Consider the following 25,202-nt stretch of genomic DNA (forward strand, 5'->3'; position numbering starts at 1 on the left):
GCGACGAAGCCGCAGGCCAGGGCGCTGTCGATGATGGACGTAGGCCGTGGGGGTGATCCTGAGCGCCCGGCGTGTCTCACCGCTCGGCGTGTCGGGCTCCGGGGGACGGGACGACGGCGGGGTCGGGTGCGGGAGCGGCGCGGCGCGGCGCGAACGCCGCCCGCGCCGCGGTGCGGCGCAGCGCGACCAGCGTGGGCCGTGCGACGAGGGCCAGCGCGAGCGCCGTCGTCAGGGCGCGTCCCACGTCCCAGCCCAGGGAGGTGGCGAGCGTGAAGAGCCCGAACCGGCGCAGGTTCTCCAGCACGGGGTCGCCCGCGACGAAGGAGATCCCCGTGCCGGTCCCGACGCCGAACGGCCAGAAGGACAGGTTCATCGCGAGGCCGAAGGCGAACGCCGCGACGGCGCCGTACGCGACCAGCAGGGCGATCTCGCGCGCGCCCCGCACGCGCCGGGGCAGCAGCCCGGCGCCGAGCCCGATCCACGAGGCCCCGAGCATCTGGAACGGCATCCACGGCCCGACCCCGCCGGTCAGCAGCGCCGAGGCGAGGATCGTCGTGGAGCCGAGCGCGAAGCCGAAGCCGGGCCCGAAGACGCGCCCGCCCAGCACGATGACGACGAACACCAGCTCGACGCCGGCGGTGCCGGCCGAGAGCGGCCGCAGCACGGAGCCCACCGCCGACAGCAGCCCCAGCACCGCGACGGCCTTGACGTCGAGCCCGCCCTCGCTGAGGGCCACGAGCACGACGGCGACCACCGCCACGAGCACCACCGCCAGGACGAGCGGGGCGTCGGTGCTGTGCTCGAGCCCGCTGCCGGGCTGCAGCACGAGCGGCCAGCCGAACGCGAGGATCCCGGCGAGCGTGGCCAGCCCCAGCGCGAGGCGGGTGCGGGGCCCGAGCGGCAGCGCGGCCACGTCGACCGCGGGCGCGGCGCGGCGCACCGCGGCGGTCGGCGCGCTCACGGGACCGCCCCGAGCGTGGCGCTGACCGCACCCACCGTGAGGAGGCCCACCGGGTGCAGCACCTTGGCGACCTGCGGCGCGAACGTGGGGGAGGCGACGAGCACGTCACGCGCCGGCCCGTCGGTGACGACCTCGCCCGCGGCGAGCACGACGACGCGGTCGGCCGCCTCGGCGACGAACTCCACGTCGTGGCTCGAGAGCACCACCGCGCCGCCCGCGTCGGCGTGCGCCCGCAGGGCCACCGAGAGCCTCGCCTTGGCCGCGTAGTCCAGCCCGCGCGTCGGCTCGTCGAGGAGCAGCACGCGCGGGCGTGCCGCGAGCTGGACCGCGAGGACCAGCGCCAGGCGCTGACCTTCGGAGAGGTCGCGCGGGTGGGCGTCCGCCGGGACGGTGCCCGCCAGGCCGGCCAGCAGCGCTGCGGTGGTGCCCGGCTCGGCGCCGGACTCGCGGTCGGCCGCGGCGCACTCCGCCGCCACGGTCTCGAGGTAGAGGAGCTGGGCGGGGTCCTGCGGCACGAGCCCGACCAGGGCCCGCGCGGCGGCCGGGGCCAGGAGCGCGGGGTCGGCGCTCCCCGCGACGGCCACCGGCCGTCGTGCCCGCCAGGGCAGGAACCTGCCCGGGCCGGTGGGCCGCGCGGCCCGGTCGGTCGCGCGGGCGGGGTCCGGCCGGTCTGCCGGCGCCTCGCCCGGCGCCGGGACGTGCACCACGACGGTGCCGCCCGAGCGCCGCCCCGAGCCCTGCAGCGCCCACAGCAGCGACGTCTTGCCCGCGCCGTTGCGCCCCATCACCGCGAGCACCTCGCCGGGCCGCACCTGCAGGTCGACCCCGCGCACGGCGCGGGTGGCGCCGTGGCGCACCTCGAGCGCCCGGGCCTCCAGGAGCGGCGCCGCCGGCGTGGCGGGGGGCGCCGCCGCGGGCGTGCCGGCCGCGAGCCCCGGCTCCGCGTCGAGGAGCCGCTCGCGCAGGGGTGCCGCGAGCCGCCGCGCGTCGCGCACGGACAGCGGCACCGGCGACCACCCGGCGACCTGCGCCAGCTCGACGACGGGGGGCGCGACGGGCGAGCCGGGCAGCACGTCCTGCGGTCGCCCGTCGGTGACGGTGCCGTCGGGGGAGACGAGCACGACGCGGTCCGCGTACTGCACCACGCGCTCGAGCCGGTGCTCCGCGAGCAGGACCGTCAGGCCGAGGTCGTGCACGAGGCGGGTGAGCGCCGCGAGCACCTCCTCGGCCGCCGTCGGGTCGAGGGCCGACGTCGGCTCGTCGAGCACCAGCACGCGCGGGTTGCTCGTCAGGACGGCGCCGATCGCGACGCGCTGCTGCTCCCCACCGGAGAGGTCGGCGAGCGGGCGCGCGCGCAGGGGAGCCAGCCCCAGCAGGTCCAGCACCTCCTCGACGCGGCGGCGCATCACCTCCGGCGGCACGCCGAGCTGCTCCATGCCGTAGGCCAGCTCCTCCTCGACCGTGTCGGTGACGAAGCCGGTCGCGGGGTCCTGGACGACGACGCCCACCACGTCCGCCAGGTCGCGCGGGAGGTGCGTGCGCGTGTCCCGGCCCGCCACGACGACCGTGCCCTCGAGCAGGCCGCCGGTGAAGTGCGGGACGAGCGAGGCGACGGCGCGCAGGAGCGTCGACTTGCCGGCGCCGGTGGGCCCCACGACGAGGCAGAGCTCGCCCTCGCCGACGCTCAGGTCGACGTCGACGAGGCTCGGGCGCGAGGCCCCGGGGTAGGTGACGGTGACGCCGTCGAGCCGGATCACGGGGTCACCGTGCCGGCGACGGGGCGGGCGTCCCGCGCGGTGGTCCCCAGGACGGCGGGCGCTGCGGCCAGGGCGGCGCACAGCAGCGCGACGGGAGGCAGCGCGGGCCAGCCGAGCGGCTGCAGCGAGGGGTCGAGCGCCGAGGGGTCGCTCGCCGTCACGGCGACGAGGACGGCAGCGGCCAGGAGCCCGCAGCCCGCGACGAGCGTCTCCGGGGTCCGCCACGGGTCGGGGCGGTAGCGGGTGCGCGAGACGCGGCGGCCGGCGAGCACGCCACCGACGGTCGCGGTCACGGCGCCGGCCGCGAGCACCGGGACCCCGAGCCACGGGGGCGAGGTGCCGTCCAGGAGCCCGTAGGTGCCGACCGCCGCGGCGACCAGCGAGAGGAGCAGCAGCCCGGACACCCGCCGGTCGCTGGTGCCGGCCACCGCCCGCGCGTACCCCCGCGAGTCCATGGAGGCGGCGAGCGCGATGGCCCGGTCGAGCGCGTCCGCGAGCACGGGGACCGCGGTACGCGCGAGCGTTCGCAGCCCGCGCGCGTCGTGGCCCCGCAGGCGCAGCGCCCGGCGCACCGAGGCCGCCGACGCCACGAGCGCGGGCGTGACGCTCACGGCGATGACGACGGCCGTGCCGACCTGGTGCAGCGCCGCGGGCAGCGAACGCAGGGCACGGCGCGGGTTGGCGAGGGCGTTCGCCGCCCCGACGCACACGACGAGCGTCGCGAGGCGCAGCCCGGCGTACCCGGCCGTGAGGAGGCCCGTGAGCGTGATCGGCCCGAGCAGCTCCACGTTGACGGCCCAGCCGGGCAGCGCCAGGCGCGGCAGGTCCAGGAGCACCGGGCCCGGCGCCTTGATGCCGACCACGACGTAGAACAGGACGCGGGCGGCGACGATGCACCCGCCGAGCAGGAGGTAGCCGCGGAAGGCGCGCGCCCAGGGCGCGTCCTCCCGCCGCGCCACGACCACGAGCACGACGGCGGCCAGCACCAGCCCGAGCACGAGCGGGTTGGTGGTGCGCGTCGCGGCGACCGCGAGCCCCAGAGCCCACGCCCACCAGGCGAGCGGGTGCATCGTCGTGGTCAGTCCTGGCCGGCGGGACCGTGCGGCGAGCGCCGGCGCGCGACCACGAACGCCGCGGCGCCGAGGACGGCGACGACCCCGATCCCGGCCACGACGGTCGGCGGGACGCCGGACCCGTCGCCGGCACCCTCGTCCTGCGCCGGCTCGCCCTGCGTCGTGGTGACCGAGGCGCCGTCGTCCACGGCGTCCGCGGCGTCGTCGGCGGTCGCGGCGTCCGCCGGGGCGAGCGTCGGGGGCTCGGCGCCGTCGTTGTACCGCCAGCCCTCGATGCCGCCCGGCGCGGGGACCGCCTGGTCGGAGCCCACCTGGGCCTGCTCCCAGCCGCCGTCGGCCGAGGCCGTCCAGTAGGCCCAGTACGAGCCGGTGAACTCGGTCGGGCAGGGGTCCGGGAGGCCGTCGATCGCGCAGATCATCGTCGCGGCGTCGCGCGTGTCGGTGAAGCCGGCCGCCTGGAGCGCCTCCGTGCCGGTCGCGGCCTGCGGGGCGCAGCCGACCTCGACCTCGCCGCCGAGGTCGGTCTTGTCGACGACGACCGTGATGCCCGTGTCGTCGGTGCACGCCCCCGCAGGGAGCGCCGTCGGTGCGACGGCCGACGCGGACGCGGCGCCGAGCAGGCCGGCAAGGGCCGTGCCGAGCAGCACGGAGCCGGTTGCCGCCGCGCGGGCGGCGTGCCGGCGTGGGAGGACGTGGGGCGCGCCGGAGCGGGCGAGGGTGGTCATGGTGCCTTCTTCCTGAGTGGTCCGTGACGGACCCGGCACGCTCCAGGGAGGCGACCGGGCTCCGTCCCGTATGCCTCGACGGGTGGAGCCTCTCGGCCTGCACCAGGTGCTCCGGCTCGCCGGACCGCGTGGTCCGACCTACGGTTGCGGGTCAGCGCCGGACTCGGACCGGCTTCCCCTGGCTGCAGGACGTCGTGCACCGCCTGGTGGCGGCCTGCACACGGTACCGCCTCGCCTCCGGCAGGATCGACGGATGCGCATCTACACCAAGGTCGGCGACGACGGCACGACGGGCCTCTTCCTCGGGAGCCGCGTCTCCAAGGCGGACGTGCTGGTGGACGCCTACGGCGACGTCGACGAGGCCGTCTCGCTGCTCGGCGTCGCGCGCGCGGCGTGCACCGAGGAACGCCTCGCGACCCTCCTCTTCGAGCGCCAGCGCGAGCTCTTCGTGGCGGCCGCGGACCTCGCGACGAACCCCGCCCACCGGGACCGGCTGCAGCCCGGCATCTCGCTCGTGACCCAGGAGATGGTCGACCGCGTCGAAGGGCTGATCGACGAGCTCGTCCGCGAGCACCCCCTGCGCCCCGTCTTCGTCGTGCCGGGCGCGACGCCCCTGGCCGCGGCGATCGACCACGCGCGCACGGTGGTGCGGCGCGCGGAGCGCAACGTGGTGCGCGCCCAGGACGCGGGTCACCGGGTCAGCCCGCTCGTGCTGCAGTACCTGAACCGGCTCTCGGACCTGGTGTTCGTGCTCGCGCGCTACGCCGCCCGTGGCGTGGACGAGGCGGCGAGCCACGACTGACCACTAGAGTCGGCGCCGACCGAGGCGCGCCGGCGCCTCCGCGGCGCAGCGAGGGGGTCGCGTGGCGTTCGAGCTGGACCCGTGCCGCATCCGCACCACCGAGGGCGAGCTGCTCGTCCAGGGCTTCGTGCGTGAGCACTGGGGCACAGGCGCCGAGGTGGAGGTCGACCACGAGGCGGGCGGCTGGATCCAGGACGGCGACGCCGTGCTCCTCGAGGTCCTCAGCTCCGTGCGCGGTGCCTGCACCTTCGACGCCGTCGTCGTCGCCTCCGGTGAGCGACGGGTCGAGCTCTGCGACCTCGTCCTGCGCGAGACCGTGCAGATGCGCTCCGCCGTCCGCGTCCCGACCAGCATCCCGGTCACCCTGCACCCCGTCGGGCCTCCCGCGCGCACCGGTGAGGACGCCGAGCCGGACGTCCAGGGCGTCCTCATCGACGTCAGCGCCACCGGCGTCCGGGTGCGTCTCGCGGAACCGCTGGACCAGGGCACCCGCTTCACCTTCCGCCTCGACGCCACGCGTGTGCCCCTCGACCTGCAGCTCGAGGTCCTGCGAGGCCACGAGATCGGCGGCGCCACGGCCGTGGGCTGCCGTCTCGTCGACGTCTCCGAGCGGGAGACCGACGAGCTGTTCCGCTTCGTGCTCGAGGAGCAGCGCCGGCTCCTGGCGCAGCGCGCCGCCGAAGATCGTTGACGCGTCACGTATTCTGACGCGTCAACGACCGAGCCGGCCCCAGGAGCGACGTGAGCAAGGCATCCACCCGAGACGACCGGCGCGCCCAGCTCGCCGCCCTCCAGGAGCAGCAGCGCCGCGCCGAGCGCCGTCGCAACGGCCTGATCATCGGGATCTCGGTGGTGGTGGCCCTGGCGCTCATCGTCCCGGCGATCGTCCTGATCTCCGGTGAGCAGCGGCGCCAGTCCGAGGTCGAGGCGGCGGCGAACCGCCCGATCGAGGGCATCGCGGAGGTGGAGGTGCCCTCCGCGAACCACGTCCAGGAGGACGTCGAGTACGAGCAGTCGCCCCCCGTCGGCGGCGACCACCACCCGACGTGGCAGAACTGCGGCTTCTACTCCGAGCCGGTGGTCGAGGAGTACGCGGTCCACTCGCTCGAGCACGGCGCGGTCTGGATCACCTACGCGCCCGACCTGGCCGGCGACGAGGTCGCCCAGCTCGAGGCGCTCGCCGATCGTCACCCCTACGTGCTGGTGAGCCCGCGCGACGACGTCGCCGCGCCCGTCACCCTCTCGGCCTGGGGGCTGCAGCTCGAGGTCGACTCGGCCTCGGACGAGCGGGTCGGCGTCTTCCTCACCAAGTACCTGCAGGGGCCGCAGACCCTCGAGCCCGGCGCCGCGTGCACGGGCGGCATGGGCGCGTGAGCGCCGGATCGTGAGTGCTGATCGTGAGTGCTGACGCGCCCGCGGCCGCGCCCGCGCGTGCTGGCGTGGGCCGCGTCGTCCTGGTCGCCGTCGCCGTGGTGGCCCTCGCCGCGGGCGCCGCGATCGGCCTGCTCGCGGGCGGCTCGCTGCTGCGCCCGGCCGCGCCCGTGGAGGGCTCGGTGGACGCGGGGTTCGCTCGCGACATGTCGGTGCACCACGGGCAGGCCGTCGAGATGGCGGTGCTGGTCCGCGACCGCAGCCAGGACCCTGCCGTCCGGCAGCTGGCGCTCGACATCCTCGTCACGCAGGGGCACCAGCAGGGGCAGATGTTCGGCTGGCTCGCGACGTGGGGCCTGAGCCCGACGTCGAGCGCGCCGCCGATGGCGTGGGCGGGCGACCACGAGCACGGCGGGCAGTCCGCCGACGGCGGGATGCCGGGCCTGGTGACCTCCGACCAGCTGGCGCGGCTCGAGGCGGCCGACGGCGCGGAGGCGGACCGGCTCTTCCTCGCGCTGATGATCCCGCACCACCGGGGCGGCGTCGCGATGGCCGAGGTCGCCACGGAGCGCGCGACGCAGCCGCAGGTCCGCCGACTGGCCGAGGCCGTGGTCGCGTCCCAGGCGGCCGAGATCACGCTCCTCGAGCAGATGCTCGACGAGCGGGGCGGGCCGCCGGCCGACCTCTAGGGTCGGCCGGCGACGTCCGCCCGGCGCTCAGACCCGCGGCGCGCGCGCCGGGGCGGGGCGACGCGGACCCGAGTGCTTGGTGCCGGGGTGCGCCGTGGCCCGGGCAGCGGACCGCACACGCGGGCCCTCGTCCACGGCGATGCGCAGCGGCCGGCCGGCGACGCGCGCGCCGCCGATGCGGCGGAACGCCTCGGGGGAGAGGGTGGCGTCGATCTCCACGAGGCTGAAGCTCGCGAAGATGTCGATCTTGCCGAGGTCCTTGCCGCTGAGGCCGCCCTCGCCGGTCAGGGCACCGACGATCGCCTCCGGGCGGGCGCCGTGGGTGTGGCCGACCGCGACCCGGTACCGGGTGCCGCGCGTGGGCCGCAGGGAGGCCGTGCGCGCCCGCTCCTCGCTCGTGAAGGAGACCCGTCCGTCGTCGCTGCGCGCGCCGCGTGCCTGCTGCAGCGGCGCGGCCTCGATCTCGTCGGCGGGCATGGGGCCCTCGTCGCCGACGGCCAGCGCGGCCAGGACGGCGGCGAGCTCGGCCGCGTCGACGTCCGACGTCGCGAGGAACTCGCGGACCGCCGTGCGGTACATGTCCAGGCGGCCGGCCTCGATGCGCTCGCCCGTGCGCCCGAGGATCTTGGCGACGCGGTGCGCCGAGACGTCGGCGGGCGTCGGGATGGAGGCCTCCTCGAGGCGCTGACGCGTGGTCCGCTCGATCGCGCGGAGCCGGCCCTGCTCGTTGGGGGTGACGAAGGTCAGCGCGGTGCCGGTGCGCCCGGCGCGGCCGGTGCGCCCGATGCGGTGGACGTAGGCCTCCGGCTCGGTCGGGACGTCGAAGTTCACGACGAGACCGACGCGCTCCACGTCGAGGCCGCGCGCGGCGACGTCGGTCGCCACCAGCACGTCGAGGCTGCCGGAGCGCAGGCGCTCGACGAGCTTCTCCCGGTCCTTCTGCGCGACGTCGCCCGAGATGGTCGCGGCGGAGATGCCGCGCTCGGCGAGCGCCACGCCCACCTCCTCGGCGGCGCCCCGGGTGCGGGTGAAGACGATCGCGGCGTCCGCGTCCGACGTCGCGAGGACGCGGGCGAGGGCGCCGATCTTGTGGCGGAAGGGCACGACGGCGAAGGTCTGCTTGACGTTCGCGACGGTCGACGCCTGGCGCGACGTGGCGATCTGCACCGGGTCCTTGAGGTGCTGCGCGGCGACGCGGACGATCGGCGGCGGCATCGTCGCGGAGAACAGCGCGACCTGACGCTCCTTGGGGGCGCGGGCGAAGATGTTGTCGACGTCCTCCGCGAAGCCCATGCGGAGCATCTCGTCCGCCTCGTCCAGGACGAGGAAGTTGATCGCGTCGAGCCGCAGCGTGCGGCGCTCGAGGTGGTCGATCACGCGGCCCGGCGTGCCGACGACGATCTGGGCGCCGCGGGCCAGGGCGCGCTGCTGCGGGAGGAAGGGCGAGCCGCCGTAGACGGCGACGACGCTCACGCCCGGCAGGTGCTTGGCGAAGGTCTCGAGCGCATCGGCCACCTGCATGGCGAGCTCGCGGGTGGGGGCCAGGACGAGGCCCTGCACCTGGCCGAGGTCCGGGTCGACCGCCGCGAGGAGGGGCAGGCCGAACGCCGCCGTCTTGCCCGTGCCGGTCTGGGCGACGCCCGTGATGTCGCGCCCGGCGAGCAGGGCGGGGATGGCTGCCTGCTGGATCGGCGTGGGGCGCGTGAAGCCGAGGTCGAGCACCGCGCGCAGGAGCGGCTCGGGCAGGCCGAGGTCGACGAGGTCGAGCTCGCGCGACTCGGAGGGGGCTGCCGGGGCGTTCGAGGGCATGGCAGGCAGCGAGGAGGCAGTCGTGGTCACGGTGTCCGCATCGGTCGAGGTGGGTCCAGGCGGTGCCTCGCCGTGTCGGCGGGGCCGTCCGTCGCTGTCCCGAACTCTCGATCGGCCGGCTCTGGGCCGGCTGCACACAGCCGCCGATGTCGGCGGTCACACACAGGGAAGGGCGACGTGCTCCTGGGGATTCGCGGTCCACCCTACCGGTCGACCGGCGCGGCGTCCGGGTTCGCGGCCGTGACGCCCGCCACCCCCGACGACACAAGCCTCCGGGGTTGTGCCCACCCTTACCAGCCCGCGGGCTTGTAGTCCTTGAGGAAGACGCCGTAGACGTCCTCGCCGGCCTCGCCGCGCACGATCGGGTCGTAGACCCGCGCGGCGCCGTCGACGAGGTCGAGCGGGGCGTGGAAGCCCTCCGTGGCGAGGCGCACCTTCGTGGGGTGCGGGCGCTCGTCCGTGATCCAGCCCGTGTCGACGCTGGTCATGAGGATGCCGTCCCGCGCGAGCTCGGCGGCGCTCGTGCGCGTCAGCATGTTGACCGCGGCCTTGGCCATGTTGGTGTGCGGGTGCCCGGGGCCCTTGTAGCCGCGGGAGAAGACGCCCTCCATGGCGGAGACGTTGACGATGTACGTCCGGCGCGCGGGCGAGGCCGCGAGCGAGGGACGCAGGCGGCTGACGAGGATGAACGGCGCCGTCTCGTTGCAGAGCTGGACCTCGAGCATCTCGAGGGGGTCCACCTGGTCGACCGTGGCGACCCAGCTGTTGGTGTCGTGCAGGTCCGGCAGGAGGCCGCCCGCGTCGATGGTCCCGCTCGCGCCGCTCGTGAGGCGCTCGAGCGACGTCGAGCCGGCCCGCAGCGCCGCGGCGGTGAGCCGGTCGGCCCCCTCGGTGGTGCTGGTGTCGTCGTCGTGGTGGGCCACGGCGGTGGTGCCGACCGAGCGCACGAGGGCTGCCGGGTGCGCGTCGCTGGCGTGGTCGAAGGTCACCAGGCGCGGGAGGGGGCCGTCGGGCAGCGGCGCGCTCTCGGCCTCGACGAGCGGTGCGTAGGAGCCGGCGGACCGGCGCACCGTCTGCGCCGCGTTGTTGATCAGCACGTCGAGCGGACCCGCCGCGGCCACCTCGTCGGCGAGGGCGACGACCTGCGCCGGGTCGCGCAGGTCGATGCCGACGACCGTGAGGCGGTCGATCCACTCGTGCGCGTCGGGCATGGAGGAGAACCGGCGCACGGCGTCGCGGGGGAACCGGGTCGTGATGGTGGTGTGGGCACCGTCGCGCAGCAGCCGCAGGGCGATGTACATGCCGATCTTGGCGCGGCCGCCGGTGAGCAGCGCGCGGCGCCCGGTGAGGTCGGTGCGCGCGTCGCGCTTGGCGTGGTTGAGGGCGGCGCACTGCGGGCACAGCTGGTGGTAGAACGCGTCGACCTGGCTGTACAGCTCCTTGCAGATGTAGCAGGCGCGCGGTCGCAGCAGGGTGCCGGCGCTCGCGCCGCGGGTCTGGGACACGAGCGGCAGGCCGGCCGTCTCGTCGTCGATGCGCTGCGGGCTGCCCGTGGCGGTCGCGGCCACGACGGCGGCGTCCTGCGCGCTCACGGCGGCGCGGCGGTCCAGGCGCCGCTGCTTCTTCACCGCCTTGAAGAGGCGGGCGGTGGCGCGTCGCAGCGCGAGGGCGTCCGGGTGGTCCTCGGGGAGCTGCTCCGCACGCCGGAGCACGTCGAGGCACGCGGCGAGCTCGGTGGGCTCGATCGCGTCGGGGGAGCTCGCGGACGGGGTCGCGGGGGACGTGGTGGGGGTGGTGGTGCGCTGCACGGCGGTGGTCCTCGGTCGGTGGCGGCGCCCGGATCGGCCGGAGAGCGCCCGGACAACTGTACGCACCGCATCGTTGACCCCCCGATCCCGCGCCCCTAGCGTGCCGTTACCCACCAGTAACCCAGCGGTGTCACGCTGCACGAGCACCCGTCCTGCACCACCACCCGGTGAGGAGCACCATGGCCGCCACGACCAGCACCGACAGCTCGCAGGCCGCGGTTCCGGACGTCGTCGTCCTGGGCCCCGGACGGGCGCCGGACGGTGAGGTGGCGACGCGGCTGGGCCGCGGCGCCGGGCTGCTGGTCGTCGGGGCGGACCCCTGGCACCCCGAGGTCGTCGCGCTGCTGGCCGCGCGCGGCATCGACGTCGTGCCCGTCCCGCCCCAGCCGGGCCCCTTGCGGCTCGACGCGGCGGCCGGTGTCACCGACCAGGACCTCGGGGCCTGGGTCGGCGACCTGGAGGGCACGCTGGGCGCCCACCTGGGCGTGACCGGGACGGCCGCCCCCTTCGTCCGGACGTCCGCGGGGGCCGTCTGCGGGGTCCTTGCCGAGGGCGAGCACGGCCGCACCGCGGTCGTGGCCGCCGACCTGACGCCGGGCGCCTCGGCCGCGGCGCTGCTGCGCAACCTCAGCGCGTGGTGCGCGCCCGAGCCGGCGCCGCTCGCGCCCGCGGCGGCCCTGTCCGGCGCGGTCGCCGATCCGGCGTGGCAGCGCCTCAAGGCCGCGGTGGCCTCGCTCCAGGCGGTCCAGGCCGCGGACGGATCCGTGCCGCAGGCCGCGGACCACGCGACCGCCCGCGCCGCCGTCGACGCCGTCCGCGCCGCGGTCGCCGCGCTGCGCCCATGGTTCCCGCACGACGACGACTACCTGGCGGCCCTCGACGTCGACCTGGCCCGCTGGGCCGACGGCGGCTTCCTCGTGCCGGACTTCCTCGACTCGCTCGTCGCCTTCCAGCCGCAGCGGCACCGGATCGACGGGCTCCAGCACCTCGTGGTCTTCGGGATGTACACGCAGAACGGCAGCCCGGACCGGCACCTCGAGGCGGTGCTCGTCGAGGTGGTGTGGCCGGAGTTCGTCGCCGAGCTCGAGGCGGGGGACTACTCGAACGCGATGTTCGTGCCCATCCGCTTCGTCGACTTCACGGCGGGGTACGACACCAACTCGGCGGTGCTCTTCCCCGAGACGGTCGCGATGCGCGCGGTGCCCACGTTCACGTGGGGCGCGATCTTCGCGGACCGCGAGGCGGCGCGCTTCCGGCGGGTGGTCCGGGCGGCGGCGGAGACGACGCGGCTGTCGCTGCCGCCGGACGCGGCCCGGCTCCTGGCGGACCAGCGCCTGGCCGAGGAGACCTTCGTCATGTGGGACCTCATCCACGACCGCACCCACATGCGCGGGGACCTGCCGTTCGACCCGTTCATGATCAAGCAGCGGATGCCGTACTTCCTCTACGCGCTCGAGGAGCTGCGCTGCGACCTCGTCGCCTTCCGGGAGGCGGTGCGCCTGCAGGACGAGGTGCCGCACGCCCGCCTCGTGCAGTACGCGGTCGTCTTCGACCGCATCTTCCGGTTCGCGATCACCGGCAGCCGGGTGCGGAACTACGACGGCCTGGGCGGGCAGCTGCTGTTCGCGTGGCTGCACCAGCACCACGTCCTGCACTGGACGGACAACCGGCTCTCGATCGACTGGGAGGGCCTGCCGGACGTGGTGCTCGCGCTCGGCCGCGAGATCGAGGACCTGTACTGGCGCTCGATCGACCGGCCCAAGGTGTCGCACTGGCTCGCCGCGTACGGGCTCGTCTCCGCCACCCTCACGCCGCACCCGTCGTCCACCTGGGCGAAGGGCGCCGACGCGCTGCCGCTCGACGGCCCCCTCAAGGGCCTCACGGACGCGGTGCTGCCGGACGAGTTCCCGCTGTCGATGTTCTACGAGGCCCTGACGCGGCGCATCGGCGACGTGGTGGGCTCGACCGCGGGCATCACGGGGCGGTGAGAGGATTCACCGCGTGACCACGCTGCACGACCCCGCCGCCACGAGCTTCGCGTCCGACAACTACGCCGGCGCCCACCCCGAGATCCTGCAGGCCCTCGTCGACGCCAACGGGGGACACCAGGTCTCCTACGGCGAGGACGTCTACACCGCGCGCCTGCGGGAGGTCATGGCGGCCCACCTCGGGCGCGAGGTCGAGGTCTTCCCGGTGTTCACGGGGACCGGCGCGAACGTGCTGTCGCTCCAGGCCATGCTGCCGCCGTGGGGCGCGGTGGTGTGCAGCGAGAACGCCCACATCCACACGGACGAGAACGGCGCGCCCGAGCGCGTCGCGGGCATCAAGCTCCTCACGGTGCCGACGCCGGACGCCAAGCTGACGCCCGAGCTCGTCGACCGGCAGGCGTGGGGCTGGGGCGACGAGCACCGGGCACAGCCGCTCGTCGTCTCGCTCACCCAGACGACGGAGCTCGGCACCTGCTACACGCCCGACGAGCTGCGCGCCCTGTGCGACCACGCCCACTCGCTCGGCATGCGGGTCCACCTCGACGGCGCGCGGCTGGCCAACGCCGCCGCGACGCTCGGCGTGCCGTTGCGGGCGCTCACGACGGACGTCGGCGTGGACGTGCTCTCGTTCGGCGGGACGAAGAACGGCCTGCTCGGCGCCGAGGCCGTCGTCGTCCTGAACCCGGAGGCCGCGCAGGGGCTGCCCTACCTGCGCAAGATGAACATGCAGCTGGGCTCCAAGATGCGCTTCCTCTCCGCGCAGCTCGTGGCCCTGCTCGAGGGCGACCTGTGGTTGCGGTCCGCGCAGCACGCGAACGCGATGGCGCTGCGCCTGCGTGATGCGGTCGTGCCGCTGCCGGGCGTCGAGGTCGTCCAGCGCGTCGAGTCGAACGCGGTGTTCGCGGCGCTGCCGGTCGGCGCGGCCGACCGGCTCCGTGAGCGCTTCCGCTTCTACGACTGGAACCGCGCGCGCGGCGAGGTGCGGTGGATGTGCGCCTTCGACACCACCGAGGCCGACGTCGACGCGTTCGCCACCGCGCTCCGCGAGGAGCTCGCCCGCGAGGACCAGCCCGCCGGCTGAGGCGCTCGGGAGCAAGGGCGAGCCCCGGCACCGGGCATTCCCCTCCCACCTCGCCGGGCCGTTCGGCTCATGCGGCCGGCGCGTCGACGAACGTCGTCTCGTCGAAGAGCCCCACGTTCTCGCCCGGAGGCCCGCTCGCCCCTCTGTCCGGGGCATCGACGGCGATGCGGCCCGGTGGCGCGCCGGGTGCGTGCTCGGGCAGGACAGCGGGTCGGCCGTCGGGGTGTCGGAACTCGAACCCGTGCGGGACTCGGGTGATCCGTAGGTCGTGGGTGTGGACGTGGTCGTGGTGGTGCCAGCACAACAGGACGCCGTTGTCGGTGGAGGTGTCGCCGCCGCGTGACCACCACCGGATGTGGTGGATGTCGCCCAGGGCGGGTCGTGCGGTGCATCCGGGGTACTGGCAGTGCCGGTCGCGGGCGATGACCGCGCGGCGGAGTTGTTTGGTGTAGGTGCGTCGGGTTTGGCCGACGTTGAGGATCTGCCGGTCGGGTCCGAACACGATCCGAGTGACCTCGGAGTCGCAGGCGATGCGCGCCAGGACCGAGGGCGGGACCGGGTCGCCGGAGTCGAGCTCGGCGGGGTCGAGGAGATCGGTTTCGAGCCCGGTGCGCCGGGCGGGTGCGCCGTCGCCGTCGCGGGCGGCCGCGTCGGTGGCCAGGCGTTGGAAGGTGTCCCAGGAGACGTGGACGTTCAGGTGCGGGCGAACCTGGGCCCCGACACCGGTCAGGCCCTGGTCCAGGACCAGCCGGGCGAGGTCGACCAGGGCTTCGGCCTGGCGCTGCTCAACGGGTCGCTGGTCGTCTTTCGCGGGCACGCCGGCGATGGATCGGACGGCGGTGGCCAGGAGCTGACCGTTCTCGTGGGTGAGGAACCCCGCGACCGTGACGCCGTCCCCGCGCGGGGTCAAGGTCAGGCGCTGGCGGGCGACGGCCTGGCGGTGCTCACGCTCGGCGGCCTGGTCGTCGAGCTTCGTGGCCATGCGACTGGTCAGGCGGCGGAACTCGTCGACACCCAGGCGTTTGGCCTGCTCGACGAAGAACGCCTCATTGCGGTCGGGCAGGTCGCTGGCCAAGGCGGCGCGCCGGGCGGGGGAGGACACCAGCCGGCTCAACGCCTCGGCGTGACCCCGGGTGATCTCCCCGGACGCCACCGCCTCGCGCACCACGGGCAGTTCGCCCATGGCCCGGCCGAGCTGGGCCTGGCGGGCCGCGTCCCCGTAGGCGATGCCCTCACGGCGCGCGACGTGCCCCGCCACCGTGCGGTCCGCCCCACCTAGCGCCCAGCGCCCGTCCGCCTCCACCGCTGCGAGCAGGACCGAGGCAGCCAGGTGGATCTGGTCTCCGACCACCCGCAGGTCCCTACGCACCGCGGCCGCCCGCGGCCCCTCCAGCGAACCCAGCGCCATCCCCGCCAACGCGGCGGCGTCCGCACGCAGCCGGGCGAGCAGCGCGTCGAGGCCCTCGACCCCGATCCCACCCGCCTCGCCCATCTCGACCCCCTGTGCACCGGTTCGCCCCTGATCGAACTAGTGTACTAATGGCCACCGACACGCACCATGCGCCGCCCGAGATCCGGACACAACCGACCCGGCCGCGCACAGCCCTCGTCGGCCGGCAGGAGCGCCCGTCACACGCCGCGCACGAACCGCACCTGCCGCACGTCCATCTCCGTCGTGCTCCGCCCGTCGGGCGCGAAGCCGTGCTTGCGGTAGAAGGCCTGCGCGCGCGGGTTGGGGTCCGCCACCCAGGCGGCGACGCCCTCGTCGGGGTCCAGGACCGCGTCCAGCAACGCCGCGCCGGCACCTGAGCCGTGGTGCGCGGCATCCACGTAGAGCACGAACAGCTGTCGGCTCCAGGTGGCGTCCGGGTCGCGGGCCGGTCCGGACATCGCGATGCCGACGACCGCGCCGTCGATCTCCGACACGGCGACGCGGTTGCCGCGGTAGCGCTCGTCGGTGAGGCCGACGGTCCAGAAGTGCTCGCGCCTCCGGAGGAGCTCCGGGTCGTCCAGCACCGAGTCCGGCATGAGTCCGCGGTAGGTCTGGCGCCAGGAGTCGACGTGCACACGCGCCATCTCGGGGGCGTCGGCGACCACCGCGGGCCGCACGGTCACAGCAGGCGTCATCCCGTGACACTAGAGAGGGCAAAGACGCGCGGCCACGCGATATCCCAGAGGCGGCCACGCGACCACCCGGAGGCGTGCGCCGTCAGCCCTGCCCGGCCGCGGGCAGCAGGCCCGCGTCCACCAGCTTCAGCGCGATCTCGTTGCCGTCCCCGCCGTGTACGACGGCGGCCGTGTCGCCACGCCGACCGAGGTCGTCGTCCTCGGCCGGCGTCGGGGTGCCGTGCGCGAGGACCTGCTCCGCCGGGGTCAGCTGCCGGATCGCGATGAGCTCGACCCGGTCCGGGTGCTCCGCGGCGATGTCGCCGTAGATCTGCGGGTCGTGCTGGCCGTCGTCGCCCACGAGCACCCACCGGATGTGCGGGAACTCCGTCATCAGGCGGCGGAGCGTCTCGCGCTTGTGGTGCTGCCCGCTGCGGAACCAGCCCGTGTTGGTCGGGCCCCAGTCGGTCAGCAGCAGCGGACCCGACGGGTACCCGTGGCGCTCGAGGAACCGGCGGATCGCGGGCGCGACGTTCCACGCACCGGTCGAGAGGTAGAAGGTCGGCGCGCCGGGGTTCGCGGCGCCCCACCGCCGGTAGAACGCGGACATGCCCGGCACGACGCGCCGCGCGTTCTCGTGCAGCACCATGCTGTTGTACGCGGCGAGCATGGGCCGGGGGAGCGCGGTGACCATGACGGTGTCGTCGATGTCGCTCACGAGCGCGGTGCGCTGGTCCGCACCGACGATGAGCAGGGGCGCCGTGATGCTGCGGCCGCCGAGGGTGAGCGTCGCCTGGCCCCAGCCGGGCTCGAGGTCCGCCTCGACGACGGTGTCGACGTAGCCGCCGCGGTCCGAGCGCACCGTGTGCGTCCGGCTGCCGACCTGCACCTCGACCTCGACGTCCGCGACCTGGGCCGTGAGGAAGGACCGCCAGCCGCGGACCGCGCGCTGGGCCGACTCGGGATCGCGCTCGGTGGCCTCGCCGGCCGTCGTCCCGGGCGGGGCGAGGAGCGCGCGCGCCATGATCCGGACCCACCCGGGTGCGCCGTAGCCGGTGTAGGGCTCGATGCGCGGCACCCACCCCCGGTGGTCGAGCTGGTCCACGAGGAAGCCGTTCAGCCGGTCCTCGAGGCGTGCGGCACGGTGGGGGCGGCTGCTGCCGGTCTGGTTGCTCACGCGTCACGAGTCTGGCATCGGACGCGCCCGCGCGCGCCCTGGGCCGCTCGCTGGACGCGCGCCGCGCGCCCGAGCCCGGTAGACACGTCGCCGTGACCATCATCGGATTCCACGCCTCGCACGAGCAGGTCCACCCCGCCGCGCTGCTGCGCGCGGTCCAGCAGGCGGAGCAGGCCGGCTTCGACGCCGCCATGTGCTCCGACCACTTCGCACCGTGGAGCGCCCGGCAGGGCCACTCGGGCTTCGCCTGGTCCTGGCTCGGCGCCGCGCTGGCCACGACCTCACTGCGCTTCGGTGTCGTCAACGCGCCCGGTCAGCGGTACCACCCCGCGATCATCGCCCAGGCCGCGGCCACCCTCGCCGCGATGTTCCCGGGCCGGTTCTGGGCCGCGCTCGGCTCCGGGGAGAACGCGAACGAGCACATCACCGGCGACCCGTGGCCCGTCAAGGAGGTGCGCGACGACCGCCTCGTCGAGACCGTCGGGGTGATCCGCCGCCTGCTCGCGGGTGAGGAGGTCACCCACCACGGCCTCGTCACCGTGGACCGCGCGCGCATCTGGACCCTGCCGGAGGAGCCTCCGGCCCTCATCGGCCCGGCCGTCACGGTGGCGACCGCGCGGCGCGCCGCGACGTGGGCCGACGGCCTCATCACCATCAACCAGCCCCACGACGTGCTCCGGGAGCTCATCGGCGCCTACCGGGAGGAGGGCGGGCGTGGCCCGCTCGCGCTCCAGGTCCACGTGTCCTGGGCGCCGGACCAGGCGGAGGCCGAGCGCATCGCCTTCGACCAATGGCGCTCGAACGTGTTCCCGCCCCCGGTGTGCTGGGACCTCGCCACGCCGGAGCACTTCGACGTGGCGTCGTCGCACGTGCGCCCGCAGGACGTGCACGACGCCGTCCTGGTCTCCTCCGACCTCGCGGAGCTCACCGGACGCATCGCCGACCTCGCGGCTCTCGGCTTCGACGAGGTCTACCTGCACCACGTCGGGCAGGAGCAGGAGGCGTTCATCGACACGTTCGGCGAGCGCGTCCTGCCGCAGCTGCGGAGCGCCTCGTGAACGTCACCGAGACCGGCGACCTGTGGTGGAAGAACGCGGTCATCTACTGCCTCGACGTCGAGACCTACATGGACTGGGACGGCGACGGCACCGGCGACTTCCAGGGCCTCGCCCAGCGCATCGACCACCTCGCGGAGCTCGGCGTCACCTGTCTGTGGCTCATGCCCTTCTACCCGACGACGGATCGGGACGACGGCTACGACGTCACGGACCTCTACGGCGTCGACCCCCGCCTGGGCACGCCCGGTGATCTCGTCGAGCTCATCCGCACGGCGAAGGACCGCGGGATGCGGGTGATCGCGGACATCGTGGTCAACCACACGTCGGACAAGCACCCGTGGTTCCGCTCGGCCCGGTCGAGCAAGGACAGCCCCTTCCGCGACTTCTACGTCTGGCGCGCCGACACGCCGCCGGACACCTCCGCCGAGGTCGTGTTCCCGGACCAGGAGTCGAGCATCTGGGAGTACGACGAGAAGACGCAGGAGTACTACCTCCACCGCTTCTACAAGCACCAGCCCGACCTCAACGTCGCCAACCCCGCGGTCCGCGACGAGATCGCCAAGGTGATGGGCTACTGGCTCGAGCTCGGGCTGGACGGCTTCCGGGTCGACGCCGTGCCGTTCTTCCTCGAGACGCTCGGGGCGGGAGACGAGCAGGTCGAGGCGCTCGGCGACCCGCACGAGTACCTGCGCTCGCTCCGCTCGTTCCTGGGACGGCGCGCGGGCGGCGCGATCCTGCTGGGAGAGGTCAACCTGCCGCACGCGGAGCAGCGGCTCTACTTTGGCAACGGCGACGGCGACGAGCTCACGATGATGTTCGACTTCATCGCCATGCAGAACCTCTACCTGTCGCTCGCGCGCCAGGACGCCGGCCCGCTGGTCAAGGCCCTGCTGGACCGCCCGGAGATCCCGCGCGACTGCCAGTGGGCCACGTTCGTGCGCAACCACGACGAGCTCACGTTGGACAAGCTCACCGAGTCCGAGCGGCAGGAGGTCTTCGCGGCGTTCGGGCCGGACCCGGACATGCAGCTCTTCGACCGCGGTCTGCGCCGCCGCCTGCCGCCGATGCTCGACGGCGACCCGCGCCGGATCCGCATGGTCTACTCGCTGCTCTTCGCGCTGCCCGGCACCCCCACGCTGTTCTACGGTGAGGAGATCGGCATGGGCGAGAACCTCGACGTCCCCGGCCGGATGGCGGTGCGCACGCCGATGCAGTGGTCGGACGAGGCCAACGGCGGGTTCTCCCGCGCCCGCGCGTCACGCCTGCCGTCGCCGGTGACCGAGGGCGGGTTCGGCCCGGCCCACGTCAACGTGCGCGCGCAGCGGCGCGACCCCGACTCGCTGATGTCGTTCATCGCGACGCTGGTGCGCCGCTACCGGGACAGCCCCGAGCTCGGCTGGACGCAGGTGCAGGTGGTCGACCAGCCGCACGCGAGCGTCGTCGCGCTGTGCAGCGCCGTGGACGACGCCGCGGTGATCACCCTGCACAACCTGTCACCCGAGCCGCTGACCGTCCCGCTGCGCCTGGACAGCACGCCGCCGGGGCACCGCCTCGTCAACCTGCTCGAGGCGGGGGAGTGCACCGTGGACGAGCGCGGCGCGGTCGACATCGAGCTCGAGGGCTACGGCTACCGGTGGCTGCGGGTCATGGGACCCGACAGCCGCCACCTCGTGTAGGCCGCTCTCACCCCAGCAGGTCGGCGACCGCACGCAGGGCCGCGGCGTCGCCCTGCACGAGGATCGAGGTGACGACCGTCTCGTCCCACGCGGCGAGGCGGTCGCGGATGGCCGCCGGCGGACCCACGAGCGCGATGTCCTGGACGAGCGCCGTGGGGACGGCGGCGGCGGCCTCCGCCCGACGCCCCTCGGCGAAGAGCCGGGCCACCTCGTCGCACTCGCGCACGTAGCCGAGCCGCTCGACCATGTCGCGGTGGAAGTTGGCGGCGGAGGCGCCCATGCCGCCCACGTACAGCGCGACGAACGGGCGGACGACGTCGGCCGCCCGCTCGACGTCGTCGTCCACCACGACCGGGACGGTCGCGCTGACCTCGAACTGCTCCGGCGGCGGCAGCGCCGCCGAGCGGCGCGCAAAGCCCTCGGCCAGCGCCTCGCGGTAGAAGCCGTCCACGCTCGGTGCGTAGAACAGCGGCAGCCAGCCGTCCGCGACCTCGGCCGCGAGCGCGACGTTCTTGGGCCCCTCCGCCGCGAGGTGCACGGGCAGGTGGGGCCGCAGGGGGTGGACGGTCGAGCGCAGGGGGCGGCCGAGGCCGGTGCCACCCGGGTAGGGCAGCTGGTAGAACGCGCCGTCGGCGACGACCGGCTGCTCGCGCCGCAGCACCTGCCGCACGACGTCGACGTACTCCCGGGTGCGCGCGAGCGGCCGCGGGTACGCCGTGCCGTACCACCCCTCCACGACCTGCGGGCCGGACGCTCCGAGGCCGAGCACGAAGCGGCCGTCGCTGAGGTGGTCCATGGTCAGGGCTGCCATCGCGGTCGCCGTCGGCGTGCGGGCCGAGATCTGCGCGATGGCGGTGCCGAGGCGGATGCGGCTGGTCCTGCTGCCCCACCAGGCGAGCGGCGTCAGCGCGTCCGAGCCGTAGGCCTCCGCGGTCCACACGGAGTCGAAGCCGAGCCGGTCGGCGGCCACGACGGCCTCTTCCGCTCCCGGGGGAGGACCCGCCGCCCAGTAGCCCACGTGGTAGCCGAAGCGCATCAGGCGCTCACCGTCCTTCGATCGGGGTCGGGGCCAGGGGGACCCGGGCTGCGGCGACGCTGCGCGCGCCGGCGCACGACGCGCACGCCGGCCCAGGCGAGGAGGGCGAGGCCGACGATCACGAGGACCGGCAGCACGAGCGCCACGAACGTCATCACGGCGCTCGCCACGTCCTCGAGGACGCTCGCGATGGGCCCGCCGGCGCCGGCCGTGGCGGCGTTGACCACGGGCCGGCCGAGCGCCTTGCCGGTGTGCACGGTCAGCGCCAGCAGGACGCCGACCGCGACCGGCACCCACGACCCGGAGGTGAAGAACTCGCCCGGGTCCGTGACGGCGACCGTCTGCGAGCCTGAGCCCGCCCCGAAGGCGAGCCCGCCCGCCGTCGGGCGCACGACCGTCTGGACGACGTCGTTGATGGTGTCGACGACGGGCACCTTGTCCGCGACCACCTCGAGCACCAGGAGCCCGGCGAGGATCGCCAGGACCCAGCCGTTCGTCAGCCACTGCCAGCCGTCCGGCAGCGTGAGGAACGGGGTCCAGCGGTCGAGGACCCCGAGCACGAGGAGCGGGAGCGCGGCGTTCAGCCCGGAGGCGGTCGCCAGACCTGCGCCGGTCAGGAGCTCGAGCATGCGCACAGCATGGCATCCGTGATCGACATCGGGCGCTGCGTAGGGTGGGCGCGTGCCCGTGCAGCGTCGACGTCTCAGGTCCCCCGACGGCCTCGCCCCCGGCTTCGACGCCGTCCGGCGTGAGCACGAGGTGCCCGTCGAGTTCGCCCCCGACGCCCTGGCGGAGGCCGAGGCCGTCGTGGCCGGCCGCGTGGTGCCGGTCGAGGGTTCCCGGCGCGACCTGCGCGACGTCGAGTTCCGGACGATCGACCCGGTGGGCTCGACCGACCTCGACCAGGCCATGCACCTCGAGCGTGCGGGCGAGGGCTACCGCGTCCGGTACGCGATCGCCGACGTCGCGGCGTTCGTCCGTCCCGGTGGCGCCCTCGACCGCGCGGCGCACGAGCGCGTGACGACCGTGTACTGCCCGGACACGCGGGTCCCGCTGCACCCGCCCGCGATCAGCGAGGACGCCGGGTCGCTCCTGCCCGACCGCGACCGGCCGGCTGTCGTGTGGACGCTCGCGCTGGGGGCCGACGGCGAGGTGACGGACGCCGCGGTCGAGCGCGCGACCGTGCGCAGCCGGCTCCGCCTGGACTACGCCGGCGAGCAGGAGCGCCTCGACGCGGGCGTGGACGACGACGACCCGGTCGCGCTCCTGGCGGAGATCGGCACCCTGCGGGCGGCGCTCGAGCGCGCGCGGGGCGGGGTCTCGCTCGGCCTGCCCGAGCAGGAGGTCGTCCGGGAGGGGCCGGGGTGGCGCCTCGTCCAGCGTGCGCCCGTGCCGCTCGAGGACCACAACGCCCAGATCTCGCTGATGACCGGCATGGTGGCCGCGCGCATGATGCTGGAGGGCGGCGTCGGCGTCCTGCGCACGATGCCGCCCGCACCGGACGAGGCGGTCGCGGCCCTGCGCCGCGTCGCGGCCACGCTCGGTGTCCCGTGGCCCGACGGCGCCTCCTACGGGGACGTCCTGGCCGGTCTGGACCGGTCGCTCCCCACGACGGCGGCGTTCCTCGATGCAGCGACGGGCCTGTTCCGCGGCGCCGCGTGGACCCCCTTCGACGGCGCGTCCCCGGCCGAGCCGCGGCACGGCGCGGTCGCGGCCCCGTACGCCCACGTCACGGCGCCCTTGCGGCGGCTGGTCGACCGGTACGGGCTCGAGGTGTGCCTCGCGCTGCACGCGGGCCGCGACGTCCCGGCCTGGGTGCGCGACGCGCTGCCGGGCCTGGGCGCCCGGATGGCGCAGGGCACGCAGCGCGCCAACGCGGTCGACCGGGCGTGCACGGACCTCGTGGAGGCCGCGCTGCTCGGGCCGCTCGTGGGGCGCGAGCTCGAGGGCGTCGCCATCGACGCCCGGACCGTCCGCCTGGAGGAGCCGGCGGTCGTCGCCCGCACCACCACGGCCGACCTGCCGGTGGGCGAGCGGGTCCGGGTGCGGGTCGTCTCGGCCGACGTCCCGACGCGGCGCGTCGAGCTGGCGCTCGTCCCCGGGCGGGCGGCGCGCTGAGGTCGCGCCAGGGGCCCGGGAGCGTCCGCGGGGTGCGTCGTGGGCCCGGCGCACGGCCCGTCCCCCGTAGGATCGCCGCGGTGAGGACGATGTGCGAGTCGGGGGGCGGTCTACGCGGTGACTGACCTCAGCCGTGCCCCGGCGGGCGGTGGGGCCCTGCGCCGGGGACGCCACGGCATCGTGACGCTCCCCAACATCATCAGCGCGCTGCGTCTGCTGCTGGTCCCCGTCTTCGCGGTCCTCATCGCGCAGGGAGCGGACGGCTGGGCCCTGCTGGTGCTCGCGGTCGCGGGCGCCAGCGACTGGCTCGACGGCGTCCTCGCCCGCGCGCTCGACCAGCGGTCGCGCCTCGGCGAGCTGCTCGACCCGGCGGCCGACCGCCTCTTCATCCTGGTCACCCTCGTCGGGCTGGCCGCGCGCGAGGTGGTCCCCGGGTGGGTCCTGGCGACAGTGGTCGGCCGTGACGTCCTGCTCGCGCTCGTGCTCCTCGTGCTGGTCCGGCGGGGCATCGGCCCGCTGCCCGTGCACTTCGTCGGCAAGGCCGGCACGTTCGCGCTGCTCTACGCCTTCCCGCTGCTCCTGCTCGCGCAGTGGGAGGAGCCGATCGGGCCGGTCGCCGGGGTCGCGGGGTGGGCGTTCGCGTGGTGGGGCATGGGGCTGTACTGGCTCGCGGCCGCCATCTACCTGCGCCAGTCCTGGCGCGCGCTGACCGACGGCGGGCGCGCATGACCCCGACCGGCCGCCGTCCGCCCGCGGGGCAGCGCCCCGACGCGTCGATGAGCCTCCTCAACGAGGTGATGTACCAGCCCGTGGACGCCGGCTACGCGGAGGCGGCCGCCCGCCCGCGGACGCCGCTCGCGCCCGCCGCGCGTGCGCGCCGGAGCGGCATCACGCTCGCGGTCGCGGCCGCGCTCGGTCTCCTGGTCGCGGCCGCCGTCGTCTCGTTGCGGGCGCCCCAGCCCTCGGTGACCGGCGCGCGCGCCCTCCTGGCCGAGCAGATCGCCGAGCGGACGGCGCACGCGGACGAGCTCCAGGCGACGCACGACGCCCTCGCCGCGGAGGTCGCGCAGGTGCGCAGCGACGCGCTCGCCGCGGCGGACCCCGAGCTCTTCGCCGAGCTCGAGGAGCTCGAGCTCGCCTCGGGCGTCACGGCCGTGCGGGGCGACGGCCTCGTCGTCGAGCTCACCGACGCGCCCGTGGCGGACGCGGAGGAGGCCGACCCGCGCACCCGCGTCCAGGACATCGACCTGCAGATCGTCACGAACGGCCTGTGGGCCTCCGGGGCCGAGGGCATCGCCATCAACGGCCAGCGGCTCACGGCCCTGAGCGCGATCCGCGGCGTCGGGCCCGCCGTGCTGGTGGACCTCGTGCCGCTCCTGTCGCCGTACCGGATCGAGGTCGTCGGCGACGCCCAGGCGGTCCAGACGGCCTTCGCCCGCACGACGGCCGCCAACCACCTGGCGTCCCTGAGCGCCAACCTCGAGATCGGGGTCAGCGTGCGGGCACAGGAGGTGGAGCTGCCGGCCGGGGCGGCGCCCTCCCTGCGCTACGCCTCGCCGCTCGACCCGGACGATGTGGCAGGGTCTGGGGCGACCGAGGGCACGGACGACGGGACACCCGGAGGGGGAACTTCATGATCGCGCTCATCGGCCTGGCCATCGGCGCCGTGGTGGGACTCCTCCTCGAGCCCACCGTGCCGCAGGCGCTCCAGCCGTACCTGCCGATCGCCGTCGTCGCGGCACTGGACGCGCTGTTCGGCGGCCTGCGGGCGCTGCTGGACGGCACCTTCGACGACCGCGTGTTCGTCGTCTCGTTCCTGTCCAACGTCGTCGTCGCCGCGCTCATCGTGTTCCTGGGCGACCAGCTGGGCGTCGGCACGCAGCTCTCGACGGCCGTCGTGGTCGTGCTCGGGATCCGGATCTTCTCGAACACCGCGGCGATCCGCCGCCACCTGTTCAAGGCCTGAC

The 25,202-nt window shown here is 75.2% G+C and carries 23 protein-coding genes and 1 riboswitch; of the genes, 12 read left to right on the top strand and 11 right to left on the bottom strand.

All coding sequences use genetic code 11. The features are described from left to right. Positions 1–76: 76 nt before the first annotated feature. From H2O74_RS07990 to H2O74_RS08005, 4 genes are read right to left on the bottom strand one after another with little or no spacing between them, the layout of a single operon-like run. Entirely contained in the window at positions 77–961 is an 885-nt protein-coding gene (locus H2O74_RS07990) for an ECF transporter S component (RefSeq protein WP_255491859.1), read from the bottom strand. Continuing rightward, entirely contained in the window at positions 958–2,718 is a 1,761-nt protein-coding gene (locus H2O74_RS07995) for an ABC transporter ATP-binding protein (protein ID WP_182113893.1), read from the bottom strand. The genes H2O74_RS07990 and H2O74_RS07995 overlap by 4 nt, the downstream gene beginning before the upstream one ends. Then, positions 2,715–3,788: an energy-coupling factor transporter transmembrane component T gene (locus H2O74_RS08000; RefSeq protein ID WP_182113894.1), complete on the bottom strand. Its 1,074-nt coding sequence runs from the start codon at positions 3,786–3,788 to the stop codon at positions 2,715–2,717. Before H2O74_RS08000 ends, H2O74_RS07995 begins: the two co-directional genes overlap by 4 nt. Before the next feature lie 8 nt (positions 3,789–3,796). Continuing rightward, the gene (locus H2O74_RS08005; protein WP_182113895.1) at positions 3,797–4,516 is read right to left on the bottom strand and encodes a hypothetical protein; all 720 of its coding nucleotides are present in this window, start codon (positions 4,514–4,516) and stop codon (positions 3,797–3,799) included. Between the two features lie 104 nt (positions 4,517–4,620). Then, positions 4,621–4,696: riboswitch (cobalamin riboswitch) on the bottom strand. Positions 4,697–4,769: 73 nt separating this feature from the next. On the opposite strand from H2O74_RS08005, the gene H2O74_RS08010 reads away from it, so the two are divergent. The 4 genes from H2O74_RS08010 (at position 4,770) to H2O74_RS08025 (ending at position 7,378) form a co-directional block, all read left to right on the top strand. Continuing rightward, the gene (locus H2O74_RS08010; protein ID WP_182113896.1) at positions 4,770–5,318 is read left to right on the top strand and encodes a cob(I)yrinic acid a,c-diamide adenosyltransferase; all 549 of its coding nucleotides are present in this window, start codon (positions 4,770–4,772) and stop codon (positions 5,316–5,318) included. 61 nt (positions 5,319–5,379) lie between these two features. Further along, the gene (locus H2O74_RS08015; RefSeq protein ID WP_182113897.1) at positions 5,380–6,009 is read left to right on the top strand and encodes a PilZ domain-containing protein; all 630 of its coding nucleotides are present in this window, start codon (positions 5,380–5,382) and stop codon (positions 6,007–6,009) included. Positions 6,010–6,059: 50 nt separating this feature from the next. Continuing rightward, positions 6,060–6,692 carry a DUF3105 domain-containing protein gene (locus H2O74_RS08020; RefSeq protein ID WP_182113898.1) on the top strand — a complete coding sequence of 211 codons (633 nt, stop codon included), beginning with the start codon at positions 6,060–6,062 and terminating at the stop codon, positions 6,690–6,692. Between the two features lie 23 nt (positions 6,693–6,715). Beyond that, entirely contained in the window at positions 6,716–7,378 is a 663-nt protein-coding gene (locus H2O74_RS08025) for a DUF305 domain-containing protein (RefSeq protein WP_182113899.1), read from the top strand. Between the two features lie 27 nt (positions 7,379–7,405). Here the strand turns inward: H2O74_RS08025 and H2O74_RS08030 are convergent, their stop codons facing one another. Then, positions 7,406–9,187 (bottom strand): DEAD/DEAH box helicase, encoded by a 1,782-nt coding sequence (locus H2O74_RS08030; RefSeq protein ID WP_182114152.1) that lies wholly within the window; start codon positions 9,185–9,187, stop codon positions 7,406–7,408. Positions 9,188–9,477: 290 nt separating this feature from the next. Then, on the bottom strand, positions 9,478–10,995 hold the full coding sequence (locus tag H2O74_RS08035) for an SDR family oxidoreductase (protein ID WP_182113900.1): 1,518 nt from the start codon (positions 10,993–10,995) through the stop codon (positions 9,478–9,480). 677 nt (positions 10,996–11,672) lie between these two features. Between H2O74_RS08035 and H2O74_RS08040 the strand changes: the two genes are divergently transcribed. Next, a complete protein-coding gene (locus H2O74_RS08040; protein ID WP_182114154.1) occupies positions 11,673–12,983 on the top strand; it encodes a DUF6421 family protein in 1,311 nt (436 codons plus the stop codon). Positions 12,984–12,996: 13 nt separating this feature from the next. Next, entirely contained in the window at positions 12,997–14,064 is a 1,068-nt protein-coding gene (locus tag H2O74_RS08045; RefSeq protein ID WP_255491860.1) for a low specificity L-threonine aldolase, read from the top strand. 67 nt (positions 14,065–14,131) lie between these two features. Here H2O74_RS08045 and H2O74_RS08050 read toward each other — a convergent pair whose 3' ends face one another. The 3 genes from H2O74_RS08050 to H2O74_RS08060 form a co-directional block, all read right to left on the bottom strand. Continuing rightward, on the bottom strand, positions 14,132–15,556 hold the full coding sequence (locus H2O74_RS08050; RefSeq protein WP_182113901.1) for an HNH endonuclease signature motif containing protein: 1,425 nt from the start codon (positions 15,554–15,556) through the stop codon (positions 14,132–14,134). Positions 15,557–15,693: 137 nt separating this feature from the next. After that, entirely contained in the window at positions 15,694–16,191 is a 498-nt protein-coding gene (locus H2O74_RS08055; RefSeq protein WP_182113902.1) for a GNAT family N-acetyltransferase, read from the bottom strand. A gap of 82 nt (positions 16,192–16,273) precedes the next feature. After that, complete coding sequence (locus tag H2O74_RS08060; protein ID WP_182113903.1) at positions 16,274–17,347, bottom strand: App1 family protein; 1,074 nt, start codon at positions 17,345–17,347, stop codon at positions 16,274–16,276. 92 nt (positions 17,348–17,439) lie between these two features. On the opposite strand from H2O74_RS08060, the gene H2O74_RS08065 reads away from it, so the two are divergent. Together H2O74_RS08065 and H2O74_RS08070 are read left to right on the top strand one after the other, a co-directional pair. Further along, the gene (locus H2O74_RS08065; RefSeq protein ID WP_182113904.1) at positions 17,440–18,405 is read left to right on the top strand and encodes a TIGR03885 family FMN-dependent LLM class oxidoreductase; all 966 of its coding nucleotides are present in this window, start codon (positions 17,440–17,442) and stop codon (positions 18,403–18,405) included. Continuing rightward, complete coding sequence (locus tag H2O74_RS08070) at positions 18,402–20,081, top strand: alpha-amylase family protein (RefSeq protein WP_182113905.1); 1,680 nt, start codon at positions 18,402–18,404, stop codon at positions 20,079–20,081. The genes H2O74_RS08065 and H2O74_RS08070 overlap by 4 nt, the downstream gene beginning before the upstream one ends. A 7-nt stretch (positions 20,082–20,088) precedes the next feature. On the opposite strand, the gene H2O74_RS08075 is transcribed toward H2O74_RS08070, so the two are convergent. Both H2O74_RS08075 and H2O74_RS08080 read right to left on the bottom strand, forming a co-directional pair. Further along, complete coding sequence (locus tag H2O74_RS08075; RefSeq protein WP_182113906.1) at positions 20,089–21,117, bottom strand: LLM class F420-dependent oxidoreductase; 1,029 nt, start codon at positions 21,115–21,117, stop codon at positions 20,089–20,091. Continuing rightward, entirely contained in the window at positions 21,117–21,746 is a 630-nt protein-coding gene (locus tag H2O74_RS08080) for a DUF4126 domain-containing protein (protein ID WP_182113907.1), read from the bottom strand. The genes H2O74_RS08075 and H2O74_RS08080 overlap by 1 nt, the downstream gene beginning before the upstream one ends. Positions 21,747–21,798: 52 nt before the next feature. Between H2O74_RS08080 and H2O74_RS08085 the strand changes: the two genes are divergently transcribed. The 4 genes from H2O74_RS08085 to H2O74_RS08100 all read left to right on the top strand — a co-directional run bounded on the left by H2O74_RS08085 (position 21,799) and on the right by H2O74_RS08100 (position 25,201). Further along, positions 21,799–23,235 (top strand): RNB domain-containing ribonuclease, encoded by a 1,437-nt coding sequence (locus H2O74_RS08085; protein WP_255491861.1) that lies wholly within the window; start codon positions 21,799–21,801, stop codon positions 23,233–23,235. Positions 23,236–23,352: 117 nt separating this feature from the next. Further along, complete coding sequence (locus H2O74_RS08090; RefSeq protein WP_255491862.1) at positions 23,353–23,964, top strand: CDP-alcohol phosphatidyltransferase family protein; 612 nt, start codon at positions 23,353–23,355, stop codon at positions 23,962–23,964. Next, on the top strand, positions 23,961–24,872 hold the full coding sequence (locus H2O74_RS08095) for a DUF881 domain-containing protein (RefSeq protein ID WP_182113908.1): 912 nt from the start codon (positions 23,961–23,963) through the stop codon (positions 24,870–24,872). Before H2O74_RS08090 ends, H2O74_RS08095 begins: the two co-directional genes overlap by 4 nt. After that, complete coding sequence (locus H2O74_RS08100; protein ID WP_182113909.1) at positions 24,869–25,201, top strand: small basic family protein; 333 nt, start codon at positions 24,869–24,871, stop codon at positions 25,199–25,201. The genes H2O74_RS08095 and H2O74_RS08100 overlap by 4 nt, the downstream gene beginning before the upstream one ends. The last annotated feature ends 1 nt before the right edge of the window (position 25,202 follow it).

This window comes from Actinotalea sp. JY-7876 (genome assembly GCF_014042015.1).
Lineage (GTDB): Bacteria > Actinomycetota > Actinomycetes > Actinomycetales > Cellulomonadaceae > Actinotalea.

Excerpts from the sequence above, each read along its gene's own strand:
- H2O74_RS08000 (WP_182113894.1), bottom strand. The coding sequence starts at position 3,788 with ATGCACCCGCTCGCCTGGTGGGCGTGGGCTCTGGGGCTCGCGGTCGCC.
- H2O74_RS08005 (WP_182113895.1), bottom strand. The coding sequence starts at position 4,516 with ATGACCACCCTCGCCCGCTCCGGCGCGCCCCACGTCCTCCCACGCCGG.
- H2O74_RS08010 (WP_182113896.1), top strand. The coding sequence starts at position 4,770 with ATGCGCATCTACACCAAGGTCGGCGACGACGGCACGACGGGCCTCTTC.
- H2O74_RS08030 (WP_182114152.1), bottom strand. The coding sequence starts at position 9,187 with ATGCCCTCGAACGCCCCGGCAGCCCCCTCCGAGTCGCGCGAGCTCGAC.
- H2O74_RS08050 (WP_182113901.1), bottom strand. The coding sequence starts at position 15,556 with ATGGGCGAGGCGGGTGGGATCGGGGTCGAGGGCCTCGACGCGCTGCTC.
- H2O74_RS08055 (WP_182113902.1), bottom strand. The coding sequence starts at position 16,191 with ATGACGCCTGCTGTGACCGTGCGGCCCGCGGTGGTCGCCGACGCCCCC.
- H2O74_RS08075 (WP_182113906.1), bottom strand. The coding sequence starts at position 21,117 with ATGCGCTTCGGCTACCACGTGGGCTACTGGGCGGCGGGTCCTCCCCCG.
- H2O74_RS08080 (WP_182113907.1), bottom strand. The coding sequence starts at position 21,746 with ATGCTCGAGCTCCTGACCGGCGCAGGTCTGGCGACCGCCTCCGGGCTG.
- H2O74_RS08095 (WP_182113908.1), top strand. The coding sequence starts at position 23,961 with ATGACCCCGACCGGCCGCCGTCCGCCCGCGGGGCAGCGCCCCGACGCG.
- H2O74_RS08100 (WP_182113909.1), top strand. The coding sequence starts at position 24,869 with ATGATCGCGCTCATCGGCCTGGCCATCGGCGCCGTGGTGGGACTCCTC.